21 protein-coding genes are annotated in these 21,463 nt (G+C 73.5%); 11 read left to right on the forward strand and 10 right to left on the reverse strand.

Annotated features, from left to right (window positions below):
• Position 1: 1 nt before the first annotated feature.
• Entirely contained in the window at positions 2–601 is a 600-nt protein-coding gene (locus tag BMZ30_RS03085) for a PH domain-containing protein (protein ID WP_093374938.1), read from the reverse strand.
• Positions 602–778: 177 nt separating this feature from the next.
• Here BMZ30_RS03085 and typA point away from each other — a divergent pair, with 177 nt between their 5' ends.
• The 7 genes from typA to BMZ30_RS03120 all read left to right on the forward strand — a co-directional run bounded on the left by typA (position 779) and on the right by BMZ30_RS03120 (position 8,675).
• On the forward strand, positions 779–2,689 hold the full coding sequence (gene typA, locus BMZ30_RS03090) for a translational GTPase TypA (RefSeq protein ID WP_093374940.1): 1,911 nt from the start codon (positions 779–781) through the stop codon (positions 2,687–2,689).
• A gap of 9 nt (positions 2,690–2,698) precedes the next feature.
• The gene (locus BMZ30_RS03095; protein ID WP_093374942.1) at positions 2,699–3,646 is read left to right on the forward strand and encodes a PIG-L family deacetylase; all 948 of its coding nucleotides are present in this window, start codon (positions 2,699–2,701) and stop codon (positions 3,644–3,646) included.
• Positions 3,643–4,083, forward strand: coding sequence for a DUF6113 family protein (locus tag BMZ30_RS03100; protein WP_143073118.1), 441 nt, complete (start codon positions 3,643–3,645; stop codon positions 4,081–4,083). Before BMZ30_RS03095 ends, BMZ30_RS03100 begins: the two co-directional genes overlap by 4 nt.
• Positions 4,083–5,852, forward strand: a complete 1,770-nt coding sequence (locus BMZ30_RS03105) for a VanW family protein (protein ID WP_093374946.1) — start codon at positions 4,083–4,085, stop codon at positions 5,850–5,852. Before BMZ30_RS03100 ends, BMZ30_RS03105 begins: the two co-directional genes overlap by 1 nt.
• A 62-nt stretch (positions 5,853–5,914) precedes the next feature.
• The gene (locus tag BMZ30_RS03110; protein WP_093374948.1) at positions 5,915–6,775 is read left to right on the forward strand and encodes a hypothetical protein; all 861 of its coding nucleotides are present in this window, start codon (positions 5,915–5,917) and stop codon (positions 6,773–6,775) included.
• The gene (locus BMZ30_RS03115; RefSeq protein ID WP_229828288.1) at positions 6,772–7,701 is read left to right on the forward strand and encodes a prephenate dehydratase; all 930 of its coding nucleotides are present in this window, start codon (positions 6,772–6,774) and stop codon (positions 7,699–7,701) included. The genes BMZ30_RS03110 and BMZ30_RS03115 overlap by 4 nt, the downstream gene beginning before the upstream one ends.
• Complete coding sequence (locus BMZ30_RS03120) at positions 7,698–8,675, forward strand: prephenate dehydrogenase (RefSeq protein ID WP_093374952.1); 978 nt, start codon at positions 7,698–7,700, stop codon at positions 8,673–8,675. The genes BMZ30_RS03115 and BMZ30_RS03120 overlap by 4 nt, the downstream gene beginning before the upstream one ends.
• Here BMZ30_RS03120 and BMZ30_RS03125 read toward each other — a convergent pair.
• From BMZ30_RS03125 to BMZ30_RS03155, 7 genes are read right to left on the reverse strand one after another with little or no spacing between them, the layout of a single operon-like run.
• Entirely contained in the window at positions 8,662–8,955 is a 294-nt protein-coding gene (locus BMZ30_RS03125; RefSeq protein WP_177191255.1) for a putative acetyltransferase, read from the reverse strand. The genes BMZ30_RS03120 and BMZ30_RS03125 overlap by 14 nt on opposite strands.
• Before the next feature lie 16 nt (positions 8,956–8,971).
• The gene (locus BMZ30_RS03130) at positions 8,972–9,220 is read right to left on the reverse strand and encodes a lipopolysaccharide assembly protein LapA domain-containing protein (protein WP_093374954.1); all 249 of its coding nucleotides are present in this window, start codon (positions 9,218–9,220) and stop codon (positions 8,972–8,974) included.
• 40 nt (positions 9,221–9,260) lie between these two features.
• A complete protein-coding gene (gene cobA, locus BMZ30_RS03135) occupies positions 9,261–10,388 on the reverse strand; it encodes a uroporphyrinogen-III C-methyltransferase (RefSeq protein ID WP_093374956.1) in 1,128 nt (375 codons plus the stop codon).
• Between the two features lie 11 nt (positions 10,389–10,399).
• Positions 10,400–11,707, reverse strand: a complete 1,308-nt coding sequence (locus BMZ30_RS03140; RefSeq protein WP_093374958.1) for a sulfate adenylyltransferase subunit 1 — start codon at positions 11,705–11,707, stop codon at positions 10,400–10,402.
• The gene (gene cysD, locus BMZ30_RS03145) at positions 11,707–12,663 is read right to left on the reverse strand and encodes a sulfate adenylyltransferase subunit CysD (RefSeq protein WP_093374960.1); all 957 of its coding nucleotides are present in this window, start codon (positions 12,661–12,663) and stop codon (positions 11,707–11,709) included. Before cysD ends, BMZ30_RS03140 begins: the two co-directional genes overlap by 1 nt.
• Positions 12,660–13,460 carry a phosphoadenylyl-sulfate reductase gene (locus tag BMZ30_RS03150; protein WP_093374962.1) on the reverse strand — a complete coding sequence of 267 codons (801 nt, stop codon included), beginning with the start codon at positions 13,458–13,460 and terminating at the stop codon, positions 12,660–12,662. Before BMZ30_RS03150 ends, cysD begins: the two co-directional genes overlap by 4 nt.
• A complete protein-coding gene (locus BMZ30_RS03155; RefSeq protein WP_280513580.1) occupies positions 13,457–15,142 on the reverse strand; it encodes a nitrite/sulfite reductase in 1,686 nt (561 codons plus the stop codon). Before BMZ30_RS03155 ends, BMZ30_RS03150 begins: the two co-directional genes overlap by 4 nt.
• A gap of 202 nt (positions 15,143–15,344) precedes the next feature.
• On the opposite strand from BMZ30_RS03155, the gene fdxA reads away from it, so the two are divergent.
• The 3 genes from fdxA to BMZ30_RS03170 all read left to right on the forward strand — a co-directional run bounded on the left by fdxA (position 15,345) and on the right by BMZ30_RS03170 (position 18,306).
• Positions 15,345–15,665 carry a ferredoxin gene (gene fdxA, locus BMZ30_RS03160; protein ID WP_093374966.1) on the forward strand — a complete coding sequence of 107 codons (321 nt, stop codon included), beginning with the start codon at positions 15,345–15,347 and terminating at the stop codon, positions 15,663–15,665.
• Positions 15,666–15,668: 3 nt separating this feature from the next.
• A complete protein-coding gene (gene dapC / locus BMZ30_RS03165) occupies positions 15,669–16,781 on the forward strand; it encodes a succinyldiaminopimelate transaminase (protein WP_093374968.1) in 1,113 nt (370 codons plus the stop codon).
• A gap of 226 nt (positions 16,782–17,007) precedes the next feature.
• Complete coding sequence (locus tag BMZ30_RS03170; RefSeq protein WP_093374970.1) at positions 17,008–18,306, forward strand: citrate synthase; 1,299 nt, start codon at positions 17,008–17,010, stop codon at positions 18,304–18,306.
• Between the two features lie 71 nt (positions 18,307–18,377).
• Here the strand turns inward: BMZ30_RS03170 and BMZ30_RS03175 are convergent, their stop codons facing one another.
• Both BMZ30_RS03175 and dapD read right to left on the reverse strand, forming a co-directional pair.
• A complete protein-coding gene (locus BMZ30_RS03175; RefSeq protein WP_229828286.1) occupies positions 18,378–19,289 on the reverse strand; it encodes a hypothetical protein in 912 nt (303 codons plus the stop codon).
• A gap of 17 nt (positions 19,290–19,306) precedes the next feature.
• Entirely contained in the window at positions 19,307–20,254 is a 948-nt protein-coding gene (dapD, locus tag BMZ30_RS03180; RefSeq protein WP_093374972.1) for a 2,3,4,5-tetrahydropyridine-2,6-dicarboxylate N-succinyltransferase, read from the reverse strand.
• 105 nt (positions 20,255–20,359) lie between these two features.
• Between dapD and dapE the strand changes: the two genes are divergently transcribed.
• Positions 20,360–21,454: a succinyl-diaminopimelate desuccinylase gene (gene dapE / locus BMZ30_RS03185; protein WP_093374974.1), complete on the forward strand. Its 1,095-nt coding sequence runs from the start codon at positions 20,360–20,362 to the stop codon at positions 21,452–21,454.
• The last annotated feature ends 9 nt before the right edge of the window (positions 21,455–21,463 follow it).

Here is a 21,463-nt window from a genome sequence, read left to right on the forward strand (position 1 = left end):
GTCAGGTCGTCAGCGCGACGACCAGGAGCGTGAGCGAACCGACGAGCAGCGCGACCTCGCGGACGTTCGTGCTCCTGGTCACGCGCGCTGCCTGTCCGAGGGGCGTGGCGGGCAGGGCTCGGCGACGCAGGTCCACGACGTCGGCGACGAGCCCGGCGTCGGACCGGTGCCGCACCGGTCCGGTCGCCCGGGTCGAGGTGAGCGCCTCGGGGATCGTCGGGGGTAGGCCGTCGGAGTGGCGGCGCGCGCGCCGACGCGCGAAGGCGCTGCGTGCCGGCGCCCCCCACGCGTCGACAGCCCCGTCGGCGGTCAGCAGGCGCAGGCCCCACCGGGTCTCCATCGACTCGATGAGCGGGTAGGGAACCGTGATGGTGCGCAGCACGTTGGCGACGACGACGTGGTCGGCCTCGATCCGGACGAACGGCCGCCACAGCACCGCCCAGGCGAACGCCGCGATCACGAGCGGGAAGGCGACGAGCGCGAGGACCGAGCTCACGTCGTCGGCGAGGACGGTGCCGACGAGGAGGACGAGGGCGACGACCCACGCGAAGACGGCGGACGCCTGGCTGGAGGTCGGGCGGAAGACGACGACGGGTCCCATGTCCCCATCCTTGCGGACGACCCGGGGCGCGGCGCCGGTCCTCGGCCGCGCAGCGCCCGTCTTGTGGCGTCCGCCACGGTTCGCGGCGCTCGAATTGATCCCGCGATAGGATGCAACCTTGCGCCGTGGAATGGCCCGCGCGCGAATCCTCATCCTCTCCCTGAAATGAGTACCTGTATGTCTGTGCGCTCCGACCTGCGCAACGTGGCGATCGTCGCCCACGTCGACCACGGCAAGACGACCCTCGTCGACGCGATGCTGCACCAGTCCGGAGCGTTCGGCGCGCACGCGCACGTCGACGAGCGTGCGATGGACTCGGGTGACCTCGAGCGCGAGAAGGGGATCACGATCCTCGCGAAGAACACCGCGGTGCACTACGCGGGCCCGGCGGCGGTCGCCGCCGGCGAGACCGGTGGCATCACGATCAACGTCATCGACACCCCGGGCCACGCGGACTTCGGTGGCGAGGTCGAGCGCGGCCTGTCGATGGTCGACGGCGTCGTGCTGCTGGTCGACGCGTCCGAGGGCCCGCTGCCCCAGACACGCTTCGTGCTGCGCAAGGCCCTCGTCGCCAAGCTCCCCGTGATCCTCGTGGTCAACAAGGTCGACCGCCCCGACTCCCGGATCTCCGAGGTCGTCGCCGAGGCGACCGACCTGCTGCTGGGCCTCGCCTCCGACCTGCACGAGGAGGTCCCGGACCTCGACCTCGACGCGATCCTCGACGTGCCCGTCGTGTACGCCGCCGCCAAGGCCGGCCGCGCCTCGGTGACCCAGCCCGCGGACGGGGAGCTCCCCGACTCCGAGGACCTCGAGCCGCTGTTCAAGATGATCCTGGACAAGATTCCGGCGCCGACGTACGACGAGGACCACCCGCTCCAGGCGCACGTGACGAACCTCGACGCCTCGCCGTTCCTCGGCCGCCTCGCCCTGCTGCGCGTGTTCAACGGCACGATCCGCAAGGGCCAGACGGTCGCGTGGATCCGCGCCAACGGCACCACGCAGAACGTGAAGATCACCGAGCTGCTCGAGACCCGGGCGCTCGACCGCGTGCCGACCGAGTCGGCTGGCCCCGGCGACATCGTCGCCGTCGCGGGCATCGCGGACATCACGATCGGCGAGACGCTCACGGACCCGGACGACCCGCGTCCGCTGCCGCTGATCACGGTCGACGACCCCGCGATCTCGATGACGATCGGTATCAACACCTCCCCGCTCGCGGGCAAGGGCGGGAAGGGCCACAAGGTCACCGCGCGCCAGGTCAAGGACCGGCTCGACAAGGAGCTCATCGGCAACGTCTCGCTCCGTGTCCTGCCGACCGAGCGCCCGGACGCGTGGGAGGTCCAGGGCCGTGGTGAGCTCGCGCTGGCCATCCTGGTCGAGCAGATGCGTCGCGAGGGCTTCGAGCTCACGGTCGGCAAGCCGCAGGTCGTCACGAAGAAGATCGACGGCAAGACCTGCGAGCCGATGGAGCGCCAGACCATCGACGTGCCCGAGGAGTACCTCGGTGCTGTCACGCAGCTCCTCGCCCAGCGCAAGGGCCGCATGGAGACGATGTCCAACCACGGCACCGGCTGGGTGCGCATGGAGTTCGTCGTGCCCGCCCGCGGGCTCATCGGCTTCCGCACGCGCTTCCTGACGGACACGCGCGGCACCGGCATCTCGAGCTCGATCGCCGAGGGCTACGAGCCGTGGGCCGGTCCCATCGAGACCCGCGTCAACGGGTCCCTGGTCGCTGACCGCGCCGGTGTCGTGACGCCGTTCGCCATGATCAACCTGCAGGAGCGTGGCTCCTTCTTCGTCGACCCCACGCAGGAGGTCTACGAGGGCATGATCGTCGGCGAGAACTCGCGCAACGAGGACATGGACGTCAACATCACCAAGGAGAAGAAGCTCACGAACATGCGCGCTGCGAGCAGCGACACGTTCGAGAACCTCACGCCGCCGAAGCACCTGACCCTCGAGGAGAGCCTCGAGTTCGCCCGCGAGGACGAGTGCGTCGAGGTCACCCCCGAGGTCGTGCGCATCCGCAAGGTGATCCTCGACCAGACGGAGCGGGCTCGCGCCTTCTCGCGCGCCAAGAAGGCCTGACGACCGCTGGTGACCTCGCCGACCGCGCTGCCGGGGCTGCTCGCTGTGCACGCCCACCCCGATGACGAGACGCTCTCCTCCGGAGCGCTGCTCGCCACGTGGGCGCGCGCCGGCGGCGAGGTCACCGTGGTGACCTGCACCCGTGGCGAGCGGGGCGAGGTCATCGGCCCGGATCCCGACGGGCTCGAGGGCGACGGGCCCCGGCTGGCCGCTCACCGGGAGACCGAGCTCGCCCGGGCGCTCGGCTCGCTCGGCGTCCGGGACCACGTGTTCCTCGACCAGGTGCCCGCGCCGGACGACGACGGGGCGTCCGACGACGACGGCGCGCCCGCGCGCTACGAGGACTCAGGCATGGCCTGGGTGGCGGGGTCGAGCGGCACGGCCCGGCTGGGCGCCGACGTACCTCCCGGCGCGTTCGTCCGGGTACCGCTCGACGAGGCCGCAGCGCGGCTGGCGACGGTGCTCACCGACCGGCGCCCCGGCGTCGTCGTCACCTACGAGGCGGGCGGCGGCTACGGCCACCCCGACCACGTGCGGGCGCACGAGGTCACCGTGCGGGCCATCGAGCTCGCCGGCCTCGACGTCGCGCTGTGGCACCCCAGCGCGACGTCGGACGACGTGGCGGCGGCGACCGCCGCGCTCGAGGACGACTGGGCACAGGCCGCCGGCCTCCCGGTCGGCCCGACCGAGCCGGCGCCGTCGTACGTGAGCGACGACCGCCCCGTCGTCGTGCGGGTGCCGGTGGAGCCGGTGGCGGACGCCGTGCTCGGCGCGCTGCGCGCGCACCGCACCCAGGTGCAGGCCGTCACGCGCGCACCCCACGGGTCCGACGTCGTCGGGTGCTATGCGCTGTCCAACGATCTGCTCGCGCCCCTGCGTGCGCACGAGACCTACACCGCTTCCGACCAGCGCGGCATCGTCGTCCCGCCTCGGGTCCAGGTAGCGTGGCCGCGATGAGATCGTCGTCCCTCCTGCGCGTGCTCGCAGCCGTCCCCGTCGGCATCCTCGTGGGCCTCGTCGGGACGTTCATGCACCGCTCCGTCGAGCCGCTGGGCCTCGTGCTCGCGCTCGCCACCGTGCTCGCCGCGGGCATGTTCACCCGCGCCAACGCCGGGCTCTCGGGCGCGGTCGCGTACACCGTGACGTGGGCCGTCGTCGTGCAGGTGCTCTCGCTCGAGGGCCCGGGCGGAGACGTGATCGTCCCGGCCGCGACCGTCGGCTACGTGTGGACGTACGGCGGCCTCGTCGCCGCGCTCGCGCCGCTGCTGCTCCCCGCGCGCTGGTTCGTCGACGACGTCCGGACCCCGCGGCACGACCACGACCGCTCCGCGGTCGACCCCCTCGACTCCCGCCCCCGCGCGGGCACGACCGACCAGCACGAGATGAGGCGCTGATGTCCACGCGCGACGATTCCCCCGCCGAGACCACCGACCTGCTCGGCCAGTTCGACGCCCCGCCCGCGCCGAGCCGCGTGCCCCGCGTGCTCATGTGGAGCGCGGTCACCGTGGTCGTGCTCGGCGGCGCGTACGTGGGCGCCCAGTGGGCGGTGGCCGACCAGGTCGCTGCGAGCACCACGGTCGCGGGGATCGACATCGGCGGGATGTCGCGGACCGACGCCGTCGAGGCGCTCGAGGACGGCCTGCCCGAGGTCATGGCCCGGCCCCTGGAGGTCAAGGCCGGCGAGAAGACGGGCACGGTCGACCCCGTGGCCGCCGGTCTCGCGGTGGACGTGCCCGCGACCGTGGACGAGCTCACGGGCTTCGACCTGGCCCCGATGCACCTCTGGGACGCCGCGTTCGGCGGGGGCGAGGCGGACCCCGTCGTCACGGTCGACGCCCAGGCGCTGTCCGCCGAGGTCGAGCTGCTGGCGGAGACGCTCGCCGTCCCGCCCGTGGACGGCACCGTGGTCTTCGCCGACGGCGAGGCGTACGCCACACCGGCCCAGAACGGGTACACCGTGGACACCGACGAGGCCCAGCGGCGGATCGCCGAGGGTTGGCTGGTCGCCCCGGAGCCGATCGACCTGCCGGTCGGAGCCACGCGGCCCGCCGTGACCCAGGACATGACGGACGCCGCGCTCGCCCAGGCCGAGGCGCTCGTCTCGGCCCCCATCAGCGTCGAGGTCGAGGGGCAGGTCGTCCAGCTGCCGACCGACGTCGTCGCCGACGCCGCCTCGTTCACGCCGGTCGACGGCCAGCTCACGCTCGCGCTCGCGCCCGACGCGATGGCCGAGGCCGTCCGCGACCGGACGAAGGACCTGGAGACCGAGGCCAGCAACGCTCGCTTCGTGTTCAAGGACGGCAAGCCGGTGATCCGAGGCGGCGAGCCCGGCAAGGTCATCGACGGGGACGCGATCGCGGCCGCCGTCGTCGAGGTGGGCACGACTGCCGGTGCCCAGCGCACCGCGACCGTCGCCCTCGCCGAGGCGCCGGCCGAGAGCAGCCGCGAGGCGCTCGAGAAGCTGGGCGTCAACGAGGTCGTCGCCGAGTTCTCGACGCCGCTCGGCGCGAGCAACGCCGCCCGCATCCACAACCTCGAGCTGGGCACGTCCAAGGTCAACGGCCAGCTCGTGCTGCCCGGCGAGACCTGGTCGCTGATCGACACGCTCTCGCCCATCACGGCGGAGAACGGGTACCTCGGCGCTGGCATCGTCTCGAACGGCTCGCTCACCGAGGGTGTCGGCGGCGGGCTCTCGCAGCTCGCCACCACCACCTACAACGTGGGCTATCTGCTGGGCTACGACGACGTGGAGCACCGCCAGCACAGCTACTACTTCAGTCGGTACCCCGAGGGGCGTGAGGCCACGATCTTCGTCGGCTCGATCGACATGCGCTTCAAGAACGACACTCCGTACGGCATGCTGCTGCAGTCCTACGTCCGCAACGGTGAGGTCACCGTCCGGGCCTGGAGCACCGAGCACTACAAGGTCGAGTCCTCGACGACCGGACGCTCGAACGTGCGCCAGCCGACCACGGTCTACGACACGGGGGCGGGCTGCATCGCCCAGCCCGCCGGCAACCCGGGATTCTCGGTCGTCGTCACGCGCCGGGTGCTCCTGGACGGCAAGGTCGTCAAGGAGGAGCAGGACCCGTGGACGTACCAGCCGCAGAACGCCGTCGTCTGCAAGGCCGCCCCGAAGAAGGACGACAAGAAGGACGACTGACCTCCGCCGCCGTGGCCCGCGGCTAGACTCTCGCCAGCCCCAACCCCCCGACGGAGGTCGAGATGCTCGGCAGGACCGAACGCGAGTCGGCGACGCACGCCCGCCTGGCCGCGGAGCTGGGCGGCTGGGACCGCCCCGAGAACCGCGACGAGGTCAGCGACCTCCTCGACCTCGGCGCGATGACCGCGACGCTCGCGACGGTCTCCCGGATCGGCGACCTGTCCGCGGTGGTGCACCTGGGGCACCCGGCCCAGCCGGACCCCGACCTCGAGCGCAACCTGCTGGCCGGTGCGACGTCCCTGTGCCTGACGTCCGCCGTCGCCGTGCCGCCGCGCTGGACGTGGGTGGGCCGTGCGCCCCAGGTGGACGGCCGCGTCGTGGTCGACGAGGCCGGCATGCGCGACTGCCGGCACGCCCTGCGCGCGATGGGTGCGAGCCCGCACCTGGTGCCCGCGCGCACCCCGCTCGCCGACCGGCTCGCGATCGCCGGTGAGCACGGGTCGATCGTGCTCGAGCAGGACCTCGTCCCGCCCGGCTACCACGAGCTGCCCGGCTCGACGCGGCTGCGGGAGCGCGCGCCCCTCTGGTACGGCCGGGTGCAGGCGACGGCGAGCACCCCCGCGTTCGACGCCGCGCAGGTGTGGCTGGCGTTCGGTCCGCGCGACGAGTTCCGCGGCTCCCTGCAGGAGTCGCTCGGGGTGATCGCCGCGGCCGGGATCGACCTGCAGCATCTGCGGTCCCAGCAGGCCGACGGGGGCCCGCACGTGTTCTTCGCCGCGTTCCGCTGCGCGTCGCCGGTGCTCGCGACCCTGCTGCGCGACTTCGACGAGCGTGGCGTGGCCCGCCGCGTCCTCGCCGTGCTGCCCGACGACGACGCCGGGCTCGGGCCGACGGCCGTCACTCCGCAGTGGTCGAGGCCGTGAGCTCGCTCGCCTACCTCGGCCCCGAGGGGACCTTCACGCACGCGGCAGCCCTGACCTGGGCCGACGACGCGAGCCCGGTTCCGCTCGCCACGGTCGAGGAGGTGTACCGGGCGGTCGGGACCGGGGAAGTCGACCGGGGCGTGGTGGCGATCGAGAGCTCGGTCGAGGGCTACGTCGTGCCGTCGCTCGACGCGCTCGTGGCCGCCGACGACGTCGTCGCGGTCGACGAGGTCGCCCTGGCGATCGCCTTCGACGCCTTCACGCTCGCCGACGGCGCGGCGGAGGAGAGCGTCGAGCTCGCGGAGGTGTCCGCGCACCCGCACGGGTTGGCCCAGTGCCGGGCGTTCGTGACGGCGAGCGGGCTGCGGCCGGTGCCGGCGACGTCCAACGCCGCCGCGTGCCGCGACCTCGCGCCCGGACGCGTGGCCCTGGGACCCCGGTTGTGCGGCGAGCTGTACGGCCTGACGACGCTGGCCACCGACGTGCAGGACTTCGCGGGCGCACGCACCCGGTTCCTGCTCGTCGCGCGCCGCAGCGAGGCACCCGGGCTGCTCGCGGCGTCGGACGAGCCGCGGTGGCGCTCGATGGTCGCGATCACGCCGGCGGTGATCGGGCCCGGGGTGCTCGCTCGCATCACGACCGCCTTCGGCGAGCGTGGTGTGAACATGTCGAGCCTCATCACGCGCCCGCTCAAGGCCCAGGAGGGGACGTACGTTTTCGTCGTGACGTTCGACGGCGCCCCGTGGGAGCCGGAGGTGCGCGGCCTGCTCGCCCAGCTCCTCGCCGCCGGGGACTGGCTCAAGACCCTCGGCGTCGTGCCGGTCCGGGACCCTGCGGACCCCGAGCCGGACCTCGCGGGCGTGCCCGTCGGCAGCGTCCGGACCGACGCGTCGCACGACGCGCTCACGGCGGGGCTGCTCTGGTGAGCGCGCCGCGCAGCCTCGGCGTCGTCGGCCTCGGGCTGATCGGCGGGTCGATCGCGCGACGCGCGGTCGCCCAGGGGGTGCGCGTGCACGCGTGGAACCCGTCGACCGACGTCCTCGACGCCGCCGCCGCGCACGGGATCGAGCCGGCCGGCAGCATCGCCGAACTGTGCGAGCGCGGTCCCGATGTCCTCGTGCTGGCCACCCCGCTGCGCGCGATGGCGCAGGTCGTCGCCGAGGTCGCCGCGCGTCTGCTGCCGGGGACGGTCCTGACCGACGTCGGGAGCGTCAAGGGCCCGATCAGCGAGCTCGTCGCCGCGGCGGGCGTCGCGGGCCAGTTCGTCGGTGCGCACCCGATGGCCGGGACGGAGCGCAGCGGCTACGCTGCGGCGGACCCTGGCCTGCTCGAGGCTGCTCGCTGGGCGCTGGCCGTGGAGCCGACGACGGCGCCCGAGCACCTCGTGCGGATCGTCGCGCTGGTGACCGACGTGCTCGGCGGAGTCGTGCTCCCGGTCGACCCCGAGGTGCACGACGAGGCCGTCGCGCTCGTCAGCCACCTGCCGCACGTGGTCGCGACGGAGCTGCTCAACCTCGTCGGCCGGTCGCGCGTGCGCAGCCTCGCGCTCAACCTCGCCGCGGGGAGCTTCCGGGACGGCACGCGCGTCGGGGGCACCAACCCGCGGCGGACGGAGGCGATGGTCGCGGAGAACCCCTGGTTGGTGCCGGCGCTCCGGCTGGCCGTCCGGGACCTCGAGCGGCTCGCGGACGAGCTCGAGGAGACCGGGGCAGCCCCGGCGTTCTTCGACCAGGCGACCGCGGTCGCCGACCCCGCGTCCCGCCGGACGACGCCCGACGCGGAGCCCGGCTCCGTCCCGCTCGAGGGCGCGTGGCGCGAGGCGCTCGTCGCGGCCGGCCTGCGCGGTGCGCTCGTGACCGGGGTGTCCGCGGACGGCACCGCGCTGCTCACTGCGGGCTGAGGCCCGCCGCGTCGTCGCCCGTCTCGTCGTCGTGGTCCATGCCCGCCGGGGCCGCACGCGGGCGGCGCACGGGCGCGGGCGGCACGACCTTGCCGGTCGCGATCACGTCCGCGGGCACGGTGACCTCCTCGCCGTGGCGGGTGCGCAGCACGAGGCCGTCGTGGTCGCGGTGCACGACCTCACCGATCACGTCGGAGTAGCGGAAGTCGTCGTCCTCGATCCGGCGCCGCACCATCACACGCGTGCCCACGGACCAGCTGCGCCAGGCGGAGAAGGACATGGGGAGAGTCTCCCACTCAGCGGGCGCGGTTGCGGCGGACGAGCGCCCCGACGAGCCAGCCGACCGCGAAGACGACGAGCAGGATGAGCCACAGCGGGGACCGCAGCGTCATCCAGAAGAGCTCGACCGTCACGGTGCCCTGGTTCTGCAGCACGAACACGACTGCGACGACCGCGATCGCGAGCCCCACCCACGTCCCGGCAGGCACGGCCCGGAGCCGGGCGAGGAAGGAGCGGCTCGATCCCTCGCGCGTCTGCTTGCTCACGCTGCTGCTCCTCCCGTGCCGGACGCTGCCCGACGCGACGTCAGGCTCTGTCCTCTGCACGATAGGCGGGTGCACCGGCCAGAGCCAGCGCGGGCTCGACGGCGCAGGCCCACGCAGGGCTGCGGCGCACGACGTCTCCGACCACCGCGACCGCGGGCGGACGCACGCCCATCTCGCGCGCCCGGGCGGCGATCGTGGCGAGCGTGGCCACCGTGGTGCGCTGGCGCGGACCGAAGCCGTCCTCGATCACAGCCGCGGGGCAGTGCGGGTCGTGCCCGCGGGCGATCAGCTCCGCGCACGTGCGCTCGAGGCGCGCCAGGCCCATGAGCAGGACGAGCGTGTGGTCGCCCGAGGTCGGGACGCGCCCGGCGTCGTCGTGCCCGGTGAGGACGGAGAAGCCGCGGGCCAGACCGCGGTGCGTGACGGGGATCCCGGCAGCGGCGGGTACCGACACGGCGCTCGTGACGCCTGGGACGACCTCGACGGGCACACCGGCGCCGACGCAGGCGTCGTGCTCCTCACCGCCGCGCCCGAACACGTATGGGTCCCCACCCTTGAGGCGGACCACGCGCTTGCCGGCGAGCGCGCGGTCCACGAGGACGGCGTTGATCTCGTGCTGGGGGACGGGGTGGTCGCCGGCGCTCTTGCCCACGTCGACGATCTCGACGTCGGGGGAGAGGTCGTCGAGCAGCGTCCGCGGGGCGAGGCGGTCCACCACGACGACGTCGGCCTCGGTGAGCAGGGCGAGCCCTCGCACGGTGATCATGTCCGCGGCGCCGGGCCCGCCGCCGACGAGCGCCACCCGTCCGCTCGCGCGGCCCGGGGCTGCGGTCGTACGGTCGTGCGGCGGTGGTTCGACGACGCACCACGTCCCGACGCGCTCGGCGTCGGACGCGACGAGCGCGTCGACCTCGGGGGAGCCGGTCGCGGCGTGCACGAGCCAGGCGTCGGCGGCGTCGCCGCTCCGGTACGGTCGCGCGACCCAGTCGAGCAGGCCGGCCGACGCGGCCGCGCGCACCTCGGGCGACGCATCCGGCGCGACGACCAGCACGGCGGCGCCGGCTGCGAGCAGTCGGCGCGTGATCCGGGTCCCGGCGGCGCCCGCCCCGACGACGACCACGCGGCGGCCGGCGACGGGCAGGCTCAGCGTGTAGGCCTCGTGCGGCATGGTCGGTCTCCTCAGATCGAGTACTGCACGGGCCGGTCGCCGGGCTCGCGTGCCGCGGACAGGGCGTCGCCCACCATGCCGGCGGCGAGGGTCGCGCCGTCGTGGGGGTCGATCAGGAGGAACGATCCCGTGGTGCGCGAGACGAGGTACTCCTCGGCCGCGATCGGCGACGCGAGCCGGAGCGTGACCCGCCCGATGTCGTTGAGGGTGAGCTCGTCGGCTGGCACGAGGTGCGCGGCATCGAGGTCCAGGCGCCCGACGACGTCGCGCACCACGGCCTGCACCACCCGGGTGGTGTGCTTGAGCAGCAGCCGGGTGCCTGCCCGCAGGGGGCGGTCGGACAGCCAGGCGAGCGTGCCGACGACGTCCTGCGTCACCTCGGGGGCGTCCGCGGCGCTCGCGACGAGGTCGCCCCGGGCCACGTCGACGTCGTCGCCGAGCCGCAGGGTGACCGACTGGCCCGCGCGGGCCCGGTCGAGGGGGCCGTCCGCCGTGTCGATGCCGACCACGGTCGTGCGGGTCCCCGCGGGCAGCACGACGACGTCCTCGCCGACCGCGAGCGTGCCGGCCGCGACCTGCCCCGCGTAACCGCGGTAGTCGCGGAACTCCGGGCCGGCGGACCCCTGCGGGCGGATGACGAGCTGCACCGGGAACCGCCCGGGGCCCTGGTCGCCCGCGGCCGGCGGCAGCTCCTCGAGCAGGCCGAGCAGGGTCGGACCCGGGTACCAGGGCGTCCGCGTGGAGGCGTCCACGACGTTGTCGCCCTCGAGCGCGCTCACAGGAACCGTGTGGACCTGGGCGACGCCCAGCTCCCGGGCGACGCGGGCGACGTCGTCGGACACCGCGGCGTAGCGCTCGGCGGAGAAGTCGACCAGGTCGATCTTGTTCACCGCGACGACGACGTGCGGCACCCGTAGCAGCGACGCGACCGCCAGGTGCCGACGGGTCTGCTCCACCACGCCCTTGCGGGCGTCGACAAGAAGCACGACAACGTCAGCGGTCGACGCGCCCGTGACCGTGTTGCGCGTGTACTGGACGTGCCCCGGGCAGTCGGCGAGCACGAACGAGCGCCGGGCGGTCGCGAAGTAGCGGTACGCCACGTCGATCGTGATGCCCTGCTCCCGCTCGGCGCGCAGGCCGTCCGTGAGCAACGCGAGGTCGGCGCCGGCGAACCCGCGCTCGCGGCTGACGCGCTCCACGGCGTCGAGCTGGTCGGCGAGGATCGCCTTGGAGTCGAACAGCAGGCGGCCGACGAGCGTCGACTTCCCGTCGTCCACGGACCCGGCCGTGGCCAGGCGGAGCAGCTGGGGGCTGGTCATCAGAAGTACCCTTCCTTCTTGCGGTCTTCCATGGCCGCCTCGGAGATGCGGTCGTCGGCGCGGGTGGCGCCGCGTTCGGTCAGGCGGGTCGCGGCGACCTCGGCGACCACGTCGCTCACGTGGGTCGCGTCGCTCTCGACCGCCCCCGTGCAGGACATGTCGCCGACCGTCCGGTAGCGCACCCGGACGGTGCGCACGTCCGCGGCCTCGGCCGGCTGGCTGTAGGGCCCGACGGCGAGGAGCATCCCGTCGCGCTCGAACACCTCGCGGTCGTGGGCGTAGTAGAGGCTCGGCAGCTCGATCGCCTCGCGCTCGATGTACCGCCAGATGTCCAGCTCGGTCCAGTTCGACAGCGGGAACGCGCGGACGTGCTCGCCGGGGCGGTGCCGACCGTTGTAGAGGTTCCACAGCTCAGGGCGCTGGTTGCGCGGGTCCCACTGACCGAACTCGTCGCGCAGGGACAGCACCCGCTCCTTGGCGCGCGCCTTCTCCTCGTCGCGGCGCGCCCCGCCGAACAGGACGCCGAACCGGTGCTCGGCGATCGCGTCGAGCAGAGGCAGGGTCTGCAGCGGGTTGCGCGTGCCGTCGGCCCGCTCGCGCAGGCGGCCGTCGTCGAGGTAGTCCTGCACGCTCGCGACGACCAGACGTGCGCCGAGCCGCGCGACCTGGGCGTCGCGGAACTCGAGGACCTCGGGGAAGTTGTGGCCGGTGTCGATGTGCAGCAGCGGGAACGGCAGCGGTGCCGGCCAGAACGCCTTCGCGGCGAGGTGGGCGAGCACCACGGAGTCCTTACCCCCGCTGAACAGCAGCGCGGGACGCTCGAGCTCGGCGACCACCTCGCGGATGATGTGGATCGCCTCGTTCTCGAGCGCGTCGAGCGCGTCGAGACTCTCGCGCTGTCCCGGAGCGTGGGACGGCGTGGTCGGCGCTGTGGCGCGCGCGTCGGTGGTCGTCATGTGTGGAGCCCGCATTCGGTCTTGTCGAGCCCGGCCCAGCGGCCGGAACGGGGGTCGGCGCCGGGGGCGACCCGGCTGGTGCAGGGGGCGCAGCCGATCGACGGGTAGCCGTCGGCGAGCAGGGGGTTGGCGGGCAGCTGGTGGGCGCTCGCGTAGGCGAGCACCTCGTCGAAGCTCCAGGCCGCGAGCGGGTTGATCTTGACTAGGCCGTTCTTCGCGTCCCAGGTCACCAGGGGCGTGCCCGCCCGCGTGGGTCCCTCGTCGCGACGGACGCCGGTCACCCACGCCTCGTAGCCGCCGAGCGCCCGGGCGAGCGGCTCGACCTTCCGCAGCCGGCAGCAGGTGGCGGGGTCTCGGTCGTGCAGACGCGCCCCGTACGCCGCATCCTGCTCGGCCACGCTCAGCTCGGCGCGCACGTCGACGATCGTGGCGCGCAGAGCGAGCGCGGAGGCGTCACGCGTCCCGAGGGTCTCGGGGAAGTGGTAGCCGGTGTCCAGGAAGAGGACGTCGACCCACGGGGAGTGCTCGGCCACCACGTGGGGGAGCACGGTGTCGGCCATCGAGCACGCGACCGCGAGGAGGTCGCCGAACTCGGCGGCGGCCCAGCGCAGCACGACGCTCGCGTCGGTCTCGTCGGCGAAGCGGGCGGAGGCGTCGCGGGCGACGGCCTCGAGTTCCGTGGCGGACCGACGCGCCTGTCCCCGTGCGGCGCGCGCCGCGGCGTGGGCCTCCCGCTCGGCGGCGTGGGCGCGGGCGCGCTCGCGACCGGCGGCCAGCGCGGTCGTCAGGTCGCTCATCGCAGTGCCTCCTCGTCGGCGCGCTGGGCCCAGGCCGCGAACGGCTCGTCGGCCTCGGCGTCAGCCTCGTAACGGCGCACGACCCGCTCGACGTAGTCGCTCAGGCCGTCGGCGGTGACCTTGAGGCCGCGGACGGTCCTGCCCATGCCCGCCTCGCCACGCTCGGTGCTCGCCAGGCCGCCGCCGAGGTGCACCTGGAAGCCCGGGCTCTGGTTCCCGTCCTCGTCCGTGACCAGCTGCCCCTTGAGCCCGATGTCGGCAGTCTGGACGCGTGCGCAGGAGTTCGGGCAGCCGTTCACGTGCAGGGTGATGGGGCGCAACCGGCCGAGGTCGCCGAGGCGGCGCTCGAGCTCGTCCACCGTGCGGGTCGCGGTCTCCTTGGTCTCGACGATCGCGAGCTTGCAGTACTCGATCCCGGTGCAGGCGATCGTGGAGCGGCGCCACGGGCTCGGGTCGGCCTCGAGACCCAGCACCCGCAGCCCGGTCACGACGTCGTCCACGGCGTCGGCGGGGATGTCAAGGACGAGCAGCTTCTGGTGCGGGGTGAGCCGGACGCGGGAGGAGCCATGGCGCTCGGCGAGGTCGGCGACGCCCTGCAGGATGGTGCCGCTGACGCGGCCCACGTACGGAGCGGCGCCGATGTAGAACCGGCCGTCGGCCTGCTCGTGCACCCCGACGTGGTCCCCGGGGACCACCGGGCGCGGTGCGGGCGGGCCGTCGGCCAGCGCGTGACCGAGGTACTCGGTCTCGAGGACCTCACGGAACCGGGCCGGTCCCCAGTCCGCGAGCAGGAACTTCAGCCGTGCCTTGTTGCGCAGCCGCCGGTAGCCGTAGTCGCGGAAGATCTGCACCACGCCGTGCCAGACGTCGGGCACCTGGTCGGGACGCACGAACGCGCCCAGCCGCTCGCCGAGCCGCGGGTTGGCGCTCAGGCCGCCGCCGACCCAGAGGTCGAACCCGATCCCGAGCTCGGGGTGCTTGAGCGCGACGAACGCGACGTCGTTGATCTCGTGCACGACGTCCTGGCTCGGGTGCCCCGTGAGGGCGGTCTTGAACTTGCGGGGGAGGTTCGCGAGCTCGGGGATGCCGATGTAGCGGCGGGTGATCTCCTCGATCATCGGGCTGGGGTCGATGAGCTCGTCCTTGGCGACGCCCGCGACAGGGCTGCCGAGGACCACGCGCGGGACGTCGCCGCACGCCTCGGTGGTCTGCAGGCCCACCGCCTCGAGCCGGCGCCAGATCTCGGGGACGTCCTCGACCTCGACCCAGTGCAGCTGGATGTTCTGGCGGTCGGTGATGTCCGCGGTGTCGCGGCCGAACTCGGTCGAGATCTCGGCCACCACGCGCAGCTGCTCCGTGGTGAGCGCACCGCCGTCGATCCGGACGCGGAGCATGAAGTAGCGGTCCTCGAGCTCGTGCGGCTCCAGCTGGGCCGTGCGCCCTCCGTCGATGCCCGGCTTGCGCTGGGTGTACAGGCCCCACCAGCGGAAGCGGCCGTGCAGGTCGTCGTCGGTGATCGAGTCGAACCCGTCGCGGGAGTACACCTGCTCGATGCGCTCGCGCACGCTCAGGCCACCGTCAGCCTGCTTCCACGCCTCGTTGGCGTTGAGCGGGGCGGTGCCGTCCACCTTCCACTGCCCGGCCGGTCGGGGCGCGCGGGTCGCGGTCCTGTTCGTCGTCACCTGGGGTCCTTCGTGGTCGCTTGCGTGAGCCGTGAACGTAGGCACGGCGCGGGAGAGGGTCAACGGGATGGCCACGGCGTCCGCATGGTGGAACTCGTCCGGGTCGTGGACCGAGCGTGGCCTGGGGGAGTGGTTGGGTGAGGACCTGCTGGGGGGACGTACAGTTGCCCTAGACCCCGGAAGCCGTGTGGAAGGACAGATCGTGACGTACGTGATCGCGCAGCCCTGCGTCGACGTCAAGGACCGCGCCTGCGTCGAGGAGTGCCCGGTCGACTGCATCTACGAGGGCAAGCGGTCGCTCTATATCCACCCGGACGAGTGCGTCGACTGCGGCGCCTGCGAGCCGGTATGCCCCGTCGAGGCGATCTACTACGAGGACGACGTCCCCGAGCAGTGGACGGACTACTACAAGGCGAACGTCGAGTTCTTCGACGACCTGGGCTCCCCGGGCGGTGCCGCGAAGATGGGCATCATCGACAAGGACCATCCGATCATCGCCGAGCTCCCGCCCCAGGCCGAGTGAGGCGTGGGCCTCGAGAGCCTCGCCGGCCTGGACTTCCCGTGGGACGTCCTCGCGCCCTACGGCGAGCGGGCCGCCGCGCACCCTGACGGGCGCATCGACCTCTCGGTCGGCACGCCCGTCGACCCCACGCCTGCCGTCGTGCAGTCCGCTCTCGTGGCCGCGGCGGACGCCCACGCCTACCCGCTGACGGCGGGGACGCCCGACCTGCGCGACGCCGTCGTGCGCTGGTTCGCCCGGCGCCGCGGTGTGCGCGGCCTGGAGCCGGCGGGGGTGCTCCCGACGATCGGCTCGAAGGAGCTGGTCGGGCTGCTGCCCGCGATGCTCGGCCTCGGGCGCGACGACGTCGTCGTGCACCCGGAGATCGCCTATCCCACCTACGCGGTCGGTGCGCGCCTCGCCGGAGCCCGCGCCCTCGCGGCGGACGACCCCGCCGCGTGGGCGGACACGCCCGGCGTGCGGCTGGTGTGGGTGAACTCCCCGGCGAACCCGCACGGCAGGGTCACCGACGTCGCCGAGCTGCGCGACGTCGTCGCGGCGGCCCGGGCGGTGGGCGCCGTGGTGGTGAGCGACGAGTGCTACGCCGAGCTGACGTGGGGCGCCGCCGTCGCCCCGAGCCTGCTCGATCCCGCCGTCACGGGCGGCGACCTCACCGGCCTGCTGGTCACGTACTCCTTGTCCAAGCAGTCGTCCATGGCCGGCTACCGGGCGGCGTTCGTCGCAGGTGACCCGGCGCTCGTCGGGCAGCTCCTCGCGCTGCGCAAGCAGATCGGCATGATCGTGCCGGCTCCCGTGCAGGCCGCGATGATCGCCGCCCTCGACGACGACGCGCACGTCGCCGAGCAGCGGGCGCGGTACGGCCGCCGTCGCGCCGTGCTCGTGCGTGCCTTCGCGGACGCCGGCTACGAGATCGACCACTCCGAGGCCGGGCTGTACCTGTGGGTGCGGCCCGCGACGCCGCAGGGCTGCTGGGACACGGTCGGTGACCTCGCGGAACTCGGGATCCTCGTCGCGCCCGGCGAGTTCTACGGCCCGGCCGGGGCCGGGCACGTGCGCGTGGCCCTCACGGCGTCCGACGACGACGTCGCTCACGCGGCCGCGCGGCTCGTGCCAGCGTGAACGTCGGCGCGGAGCGACCGCCGTCGTCGACAGCCCTCTGTGACCCGCATCACAGTGCGGCTCCGGCGACCTTTCCTGATTCGCCGGGCAGCCGCCGCCGCAGGTACCTTCGTCCCAGACGGTCGGCGCTGCCCGTGGTAACGGCGACCTGTTCCACCCCGCGACGCAGTCGCACACAGTGCCGGGGGCGCCTCACCGGGCGCGCCGGCCTCGAAGGAAGGACGCCATGACGGACACCGCTGCCGCGCAGCCCACCCTGACGGTCGACGGGACCAGCCTCGAGCTGCCGGTCGTCCCTGCGACGGAGGGCAACTCCGGTCTCAACGTCTCGACGCTGCTGCGCTCGACCGGCAAGGTCACGCTCGACCCGGGGTTCATGAACACCGCCTCGTGCGAGTCGAAGATCACCTACATCGACGGCGACGCCGGCATCCTGCGCTACCGCGGCTACCCGATCGAGCAGCTCGCAGCGGGTTCGTCGTTCCTCGAGGTCGCCTACCTGCTGCTCAAGGGCGAGCTGCCGAGCGCGGCCGAGTTCGAGGCGTTCGAGAGCCGCGTCAACCGGCACACGTTCGTGCACGAGGACTTCCGCACGTTCATGGGGACCTTCCCGCGCAACGGCCACCCGATGGCCGTGCTCGCCTCGGCGATCAACGCGCTCGCGACCTTCTACCCCGAGTCGCTCGACCCGCACGACGACGACACCGTCGAGCTCGCGACCGTCCTGCTGCTCGCCAAGACGCGCACCATCACGTCGTACCTGCACCGTCGCGCGGCCGGCGAGCCGCTGCTGTACCCGGACTACTCGCGCGGCTACGTCGACGACTTCCTGCGCATGACGTTCGCCGTGCCCTACATGGCCTACGAGTCGGACCCGGTCGTGGTCAAGGCGCTCGACACGCTGCTCATCCTGCACGCCGACCACGAGCAGAACTGCTCGACCTCGACCGTCCGCATGGTCGGCTCCAGCAACGCGAACCTGTACGCGTCCGTGGCCGCGGGCGTCAACGCCCTGTCCGGTCCGTCGCACGGCGGCGCCAACGAGGCCGTGCTCGCGATGCTCACCGAGATCCAGGCCGGCGGCGGCGACGCCACCGAGTTCATGCGCCGCGTCAAGGACAAGGAGGACGGGGTCCGCCTCATGGGCTTCGGCCACCGGGTCTACAAGAACTACGACCCGCGCGCCGCGATCGTCAAGGACAGCGCGCACGAGGTCCTCGAGGCCCTCGGGGTCGAGGACGAGATGCTCGACATCGCGATGAAGCTCGAGGAGATCGCGCTCAACGACGACTATTTCATCGAGCGCAAGCTGTACCCGAACGTCGACTTCTACACCGGCCTCATCTACAAGGCGATGGGCTTCTCTCCGCAGATGTTCACGCCGCTCTTCGCCCTCGGCCGCATGCCGGGCTGGATCGCGCAGTGGCGCGAGATGATGAAGGACCCGGCCATGAAGATCGGCCGTCCGCGCCAGATCTACACCGGTTACACCGAGCGCGACTACGTGCCGGTCGCCCAGCGCTGACGCGCCTCGCACCGACGCGCCTCGCACCGACGCCGGGCCCCGCCTCCTCGTGAGGTCGGGGACCGGCGGCGTCAGTCTGCGAGGTCGACCTGGACGAGGCCGTCCGGGAGCGTGACGTCACCGGCGGTCCACGTGTTGTCCGCCCGGCTCCACACCTGGTCGCCCACGCCGACGGCGGTGGCGCCGTGCGCGTGGGCGACCGCGACCGCCCAGGCCGCGACGGCGGTCCCGGCGCGCGCGGGGGTGTCGATCCCGCCGTCGCCGGCCAGCGGCACGGCATCGATGCTCACGCGGGTGGGCGTGGCCTCGATGCCGACGGTGGGAAGGTCGCGTGCGACGCGCGCAGCCAGCGCGTCGGGGGAGCCCGGCGCGTCCGGGGCTGCGAGCGCGCACGTCACGGCCCCTTCGGCATACCCCGCGAGCGCGTTGGCCCACGCGCGGGAGCGGCCCTCGTGCTGCGCGTAGGCGTCGGGGAACCCGGAGCGCTGCACGGCCTGCGCGGCGACCGTGATCTCCATGTCCTCGTAGCCGTCGACCTTGATCAGTGCGTCGTAGAACGCGCCCGTGGCGTACACGGGGTCCATCAGCTGCTCGACCTCGCCCCAGCCCTGGGACGGGCGCTGCTGGAACAGGCCCACGGAGTCCCGGTCGCCGTAGTCGATGTTGGTGAGCTTTGACTCCTGCAGCCCGGTGGCGATCGCGAGGGTGACCGCGCGTGCCGGCAGGTCGCGCTCGTGCGCCATCGCCGCGAAGAGGGCCGCGTGCTGGGCCTGGTCCGGGGTGAGGTACCACTGCGTCCCGTCGAGGTCGGCCGCGCAGCGCTCGGTCAGAGGCTCGTCCGGGATCATCCGGTCGATCGCCGCGACGACGCCGGTGACGCCGAGCGCGAGCACGCCGAGCCCCGCGGCGACGACCGCCGCGGCCCGGGCCAGGGCGCGGCCGGGCGAGCGTCGGACGCGCCGTCGGGTCCGGGGACGGTTCACGGGATCGGGGTGCCCGTTCAGTTCGCGTGCAGCGCGGCGTTGAGCTCGATGCCCGTGCCCGCGCGCGCCACGACCTCGACCGCGCCGGTCACCGAGTTGCGGCGGAACAGCAGGTTGTCGTGCCCGGCGAGCTCGCGGGCCTTGACGACGACGGGCTCGGCGTCGGCGTCGCCCACGACGGTAACCTTGGTGCCCGCGGTGACGTAGAGGCCGGCCTCGACGACGCAGTCGTCGCCCAGCGGGATGCCCAGCCCCGAGTTCGCCCCCAGCAGCGACCGCTCGCCGATCGTGACGACGTGGGTTCCCCCGCCCGAGAGCGTGCCCATGATCGAGGCACCGCCACCGATGTCGGAACCGTCGCCGACCGTCACGCCGGCGGAGATCCGTCCCTCGACCATGGAGGTGCCAAGCGTCCCGGCGTTGAAGTTCACGAACCCCTCGTGCATGACGGTCGTGCCCGGCGCGAGGTGCGCGCCCAGGCGCACGCGGTCGGCGTCCGCGATGCGCACGCCGGAGGGGACGACGTAGTCCACCATGCGCGGGAACTTGTCCACGCCGTGCACCGTGACCTGGCCGCGGCGCGCGAGCCGCACCCGCGTGCGCTCGAAGCCCTCGGGTGAGCAGGGGCCGTGGCTCGTCCACACGACGTTGGCGAGGACCCCGAACAGACCGTCGAGGTTCTGCCCCCGGGGGGCGACCAGGCGGTGCGAGAGCAGGTGCAGGCGGAGGTAGGCGTCGACGGCGTCGGCGGGCGGCGCGTCGAGGTCGATCTCGCGCGTGACGACCTCGCGGACGACCTCACGGTCCGCGTCCGGGCCGGCGAGCGCCTCCAGGTCGGCCAGCAGCGCGGCGTCGTCCGCCGAGCGTGAGCCCAGCGCGGGCGCGGGGAACCAGGTGTCGAGCACCGTGCCGCCGGTCGTGGTGGTCGTCAGTCCATGGCCCCAGGCTGTCCGCGAAGAAGTCATGGCTCCAGAGTAGGGGCGTGCGGGTGGCGGGCGAGCCGCGGTCCGCGTGTCGGGCGCGGTGGACAGCCGGTGCGGCGCGGCTGGGGTGCGCGGTACCGTCGGCCTATGGCTGCCGACCTCGATCCCTGGTCCGACCCCGTCGAGCTCACCCGGGCGCTGTGCGACCTCCCGTCCGTCTCCGGCGACGAGCGCGCGATCGCCGACGCGGTCGAGGGTGCGCTCGCGCCGCTCGCGCACCTCGAGGTGCTGCGCGACGGCGACGCGGTGGTCGCGCGCACGAGGCTCGGGCGCGAGCGGCGCGTGGTCATCGCCGGACACCTCGACACGGTCCCGCTCACCGACCCCCCGAACCTGCCGACCGAGCTCCGCGACGGACCGGACGGCCCGGAGCTGTGGGGGCGCGGGACCGTCGACATGAAGGGTGGCGTGGGAGTCATGCTCGCCCTCGCGGCGCGCCTGGACGCGCCCCGGTGGGACGTGACGTGGGTGTTCTACGACCACGAGGAGGTCGCCAGCGCGCTCAACGGCCTCGGCCGGCTCGTCGCCCAGCACCCGGACTGGGTGCAGGGAGACTTCGCGGTCCTCGGCGAGCCGACGGCAGGAGGGATCGAGGGCGGCTGCAACGGCACCCTGCGGGTGGACGTGCGCGTGCCCGGCGTCACCGCGCACTCGGCGCGCTCCTGGATGGGGGACAACGCGATCCACCGCGCGAGCGAGGTGCTGGCCAGGCTCGACCGCTACGAGCCGCGGTCCGTGGAGGTCGACGGGCTGACCTACCGCGAGGGGCTCAACGCCGTGGGCATCCGCGGCGGTCACGCGACCAACGTCATCCCGGACGAGTGCGTCGTCACGGTGAACTACCGCTTCGCCCCGCACCAGGACCCGGCGGCCGCCGAGGCGCACGTGCGCGAGGTGTTCGCGGGCTTCGACGTCGTGGTCACGGACGCCGCACCGGGCGCGCGGCCAGGCCTGGACGATCCCCTGGCGGCCGCCTTCGTCGAGGCCGTGCTGGCCCGCACCGGCGGCGAGGTCGCGCCCAAGTTCGGCTGGACCGACGTCGCGCGCTTCTCGGCGCTGGGCGTCCCGGCGGTGAACTTCGGCCCTGGTGACCCGCTGCTCGCGCACAAGGACGACGAGCGCTGCCCGACGGCGCAGATCACCACCTGTTTCGACGCTCTTCACTTCTGGCTCGCGTCGTAGCCGCGCTGG

This window comes from Flavimobilis marinus, from assembly GCF_900113055.1.
GTDB classification, from domain to species: domain Bacteria; phylum Actinomycetota; class Actinomycetes; order Actinomycetales; family Cellulomonadaceae; genus Flavimobilis; species Flavimobilis marinus.